General features: G+C 53.1%; 2 protein-coding genes and 1 pseudogene. 1 reads left to right on the top strand and 2 read right to left on the bottom strand.

Translation table 11 applies throughout. The annotated features are described in order from the left end of the window. Positions 1-482, top strand: a pseudogene (locus tag NW815_RS11485) (serine/threonine protein kinase); the annotation flags it as partial. Here the strand turns inward: NW815_RS11485 and NW815_RS11480 are convergent. Both NW815_RS11480 and NW815_RS11475 read right to left on the bottom strand, forming a co-directional pair. Continuing rightward, a complete protein-coding gene (locus tag NW815_RS11480) occupies positions 479-1,201 on the bottom strand; it encodes a hypothetical protein (RefSeq protein ID WP_414389337.1) in 723 nt (240 codons plus the stop codon). The pseudogene NW815_RS11485 and the gene NW815_RS11480 overlap by 4 nt on opposite strands. Positions 1,202-1,432: 231 nt before the next feature. Beyond that, positions 1,433-3,406: a tetratricopeptide repeat protein gene (locus tag NW815_RS11475; protein WP_414389335.1), complete on the bottom strand. Its 1,974-nt coding sequence runs from the start codon at positions 3,404-3,406 to the stop codon at positions 1,433-1,435. Positions 3,407-3,716 lie beyond the last annotated feature (310 nt).

Here is a 3,716-nt window from a genome sequence, read left to right as displayed (position 1 = left end):
CCACCCCGACTCCAGCGCCAACACCCACTCCGACACCGACGCTTACCCCTATCCCTCGATTCACCCCGCTTGTCCCTCGTACTCCTACCCCCACCCCGACTCCATCCCCCACTCCCACTGCCACACCTGCCCCAGCAACGCCAACACCTGCGGCAGAGCTGGCCCTCAGCGGCGAGTGGCTTTACGAGGGAGGATCTTTTATCTGGCAGGGATCCCTGTGCAAGGTCAATGTTGCGGCTGGCGTCCAGGAAACCGTCTCCATTCGTCAGGAGGGCAACCAGATCAGCGTTTCCTCCCCCAGCTTTTCCGAACGCAGCGGCCAGCTCATCGGCAGCCAACTTTCTGTTAGCGGCAGGATAGGGGGTAGCGGTACCCCAACCGTTGCTTGGAGTGGCACGGTCAGCCCTGACGGGCGCGTGATTCGCGGCAGAGCCACCTGTGGCAGCGCTGACTTTGCCATCAAGCTCACCCGCCAGAGCTAGAGGCCGACACCCCCCCCTCGGTCTCCGCCGCCGCCGTCTTCCCTATCGTCCGGTTTCTGTTGCCGTTGAGGCGGTGGAGGAGGAGCAGCAAAGCTTTCGCTCACAACTTCGATGGTGTAAGGGCCTCGCCCAGGGCTGCCCGGCCCAGCGGCTGGAGAGGCATTTTGCGCCCAGTAGCTTTGCACCTGGAGCAAGTAGCAGCGGTCTTGCCGCACGGGGATGGTTAGCTGAGAGGTGGTAAAGTTGCCAGGGGCAGCATCATCATTTACAAAAACGTCAGGATCCAATCTCCGGTTGCTGTCAAAGCTGCCGATGACCAATAGCGGGTCGAAAACCGGGCTGGCCAGCCGGATTGTAACCCCGGTAACGTTGGCTGCAGAGGGGAAGTAAAGAAACGCATCTGAATAGAAGGTAAACGTGCCGGGAGGCGGCGGAGTTGTGCGAGCATCCAGAATATTGCCGGCGGCATCGAAATAAAACTCCAAAAGGCTATTTGGCCCCAAGGTTCCACTGCGCCTATCCCCCTGTCGGCGCAGACCAATCGATGCAAAAAAGCCTGGACTGAAGGCTTGTTCGCAGACGTTCACCAGAGGCGGTATTGTACTCCCTCCACTTCCTCCACAGCCTGCCAAAACCGCAGCCGAGGCCAAAAGGCCCAAGAAAACCCTCTGCAGGGATCCCTGCGGAGCTCTAGAAGCATTCGATGCTGGCCCTGGCATAAGCACTCCTCCGGACACCGGATGTCAATGTTCCTCTAGATTACGATGCTCTGAGCAATTCTCAGCAAAATGCAGATCACTGACAGGATTTTCCCACGTTTAGGCTTGCACCGGCCTGGGGGGTTGTTCCGCTGTTGACCTCGAGAAGGGAGCTTCAAGGGCGTAGTGGGGCCGTTGAGCCAATTTTGTCCTCAGGAAGGGATCCAGAGCAAAACCCTTTTTCGCAGTGGGCTAACCACTACTGGCGTCGGGCTTCTTGGTGAGGGTGAGAAAGAAATGAGCTAGGGCTGCCACACATTCTCGATCTTCGAAGAGTAGGTGGCATCGCTGCCGAACCTCCTCAGCCATGTGGTAGCGAAACTCAGAATCGGATCCCAGTTTTACGGCCAAATCCTCATAGCTTTTCAGATCCGAGGCAATTAAGCTGTCCAGCTCCATTCTTTTGAGAATGGCATAGGTATGCCGCCCCCGCATCAGCTTTCCAGGGCAAGTGATCACAGGCAATCCGACCGCAACGGCCTCTAAGGTGGTGATCCCACCTGACCAGCCATAGGAATCTAACATAAGATCGGCACAGCGGTTGAGATCCAAGTAGTCTTGATAATCCAATCCGGGCAGGATCAGGCAGTGGTCTTCTACATTGAGGCCATACAAAGAAAAAGCCCGGGTGAGCCGTTGCTGAAATTGTCGGGCAATAGCAGCATTGGGTAGAGCCAAAAAAACAAATTGAGCGTTGGGCACTCGCTGAGCAATAGCGGCAAAAAGATAGTCATATTGGGGCAGATATTTACCCAAGTATTGACAAGCTAGGTAAACCACTGCGTTTCTGCGCAGGCCGAAATCCTCTCGATAGCGCTTTTGCTGAGGCAAAACCGGCTTTTCGAAGCAAGTGCCCAAATGAGGTAAACGAATCAGGGTTTCACTATAATGTTTTTGAGCATCCTCTGGCTCCATTAAATCGCTGGAGAGGAAATAGTCAATCGTAGAAAGTCCAGAAGTTATAGGATGAGCCCAAGTGGAGCACTGTATCGGTGCCAGTCGCAGGGAAGCCAGTTGCAGAATAAGAGGTGAAAGACCAATCTCCAAATACACCAAAATATCCAACTGATCCTGTAGGATTTGTTGGGCTGCATCCTCGAGGCTGCTGGGAATGTGCCTAAACACATCGGCATATTGACGATACCGGTCTGTCATGAAGTCGGTTCTGGGATCCAAGTGATAGGCGAAGACTTGAAACTTTCGCTCCGAGTTAGCCTGTCCATCAATCCAATTGGCATTTAGGTACTTAACCCAACCCAGAGATAAGCGGCTGTAAGAGCAAGCTCGCATGGAAGCTGAGGCAAACCCAACTCGGATGGGATCCCCTGGTTGGGATTGGCAAGGAAGATATCTCCAATCGGGATAACAGGCGTTGACTATGCGTTGAACAAACTGGGCATATTTTTTCTGCAAATCCAGGTCGTTGTAGCCTTGGTACTGTAGGTAGTGATTGGTTCCCAGTCCTGACGCCCACAGCGCTGTGCGACGTTGCTCCTCTGTTTCTAGGGGAGTTTCCTCAATAAGACGATCCAGGTGCTCAACAAAGCGAGCACGAAAGGAGTTGAGCTCTTCCTCACTCTGATAGACTGCCGGCAAGTAGAGATGATAAAACCAACGAGCCTGTTCTAACTGGGGATCCAAAGCCAATGCTTTCTCCAGGTGATCCAAGGCAATAGCGTGTTCTCCTTGATCTCGGTAGGCGATAGCCAGATTCAGATGCACCTCTTCCAAAGGGATCCCTGCTGCTCGATCCGAGTTTACCAACAGGGAATTGAGCAGGGGGATCGCCTCTTCGCAGCGACGTAAGTCAACGAGGATCTTGCCAGCTTGAAAGGCGGAAAGAGTGGCATCGGGATTGAGGTTTAAGCTCTGCCGGTAGCAGGATAAGGCTTTCTCCCATTGGCCCGAAGACTCGTAGACCACGCCTAAGTTGTGATGATAAAGAGCTACGCAAGGATTTAACTCAATAGCCTCGGCAATTAGCGCAGCTGCCCATTCCAAATCCCCCTTGGTCTGGGCAACCGTTCCCAGCAGGTGCAAAGCGTCGGCTTGCTCAGGAAACTCCGCCAAGATCTCGGAGTAAATGGCTTCTGCTTGTCGCAAATCTCCTGCTTGCTGGGCTTGGATCCCGGCTAGAAGTTTGTTTGTAAGTATCCAGTCTGACATCTACTACAAGATGGCTAGAAATTCTCCTGACTTGTCTGCCCAGTATAGTTTTTTCCAGTTATAGTCAGTTCAGTTGGGGATAAGATGACTTTACAGGCAAGATAACATGCAGGTAGACCTAAAGAGGAAGCTTAGATCTGAGAGAGAGTCGTATTTGTTCCGCTCCGTGGCTCATTTTTTTACTTTGTTCAGCTACTTTACCTAAACGTAAGCTCTGCTCAGGTAACAGAGACAGCCGTAGTTACCTTGAGAAATCTCCCCCTGCCAGAGGAGATGAGAGGGATCCAACATCTGGTCAATCTGCTTGCGG

The organism is Synechococcus sp. R6-7, assembly GCF_047461695.1.
Lineage (GTDB): Bacteria > Cyanobacteriota > Cyanobacteriia > Thermostichales > Thermostichaceae > Thermostichus.
This window is presented reverse-complemented; position numbering and strand designations above follow the sequence as displayed.

What these genes read in the sequence shown, in the direction of transcription:
- NW815_RS11480 (WP_414389337.1), bottom strand. Translation starts at nt 1,201, where the DNA reads ATGCCAGGGCCAGCATCGAATGCTTCTAGAGCTCCGCAGGGATCCCTG.
- NW815_RS11475 (WP_414389335.1), bottom strand. Translation starts at nt 3,406, where the DNA reads ATGTCAGACTGGATACTTACAAACAAACTTCTAGCCGGGATCCAAGCC.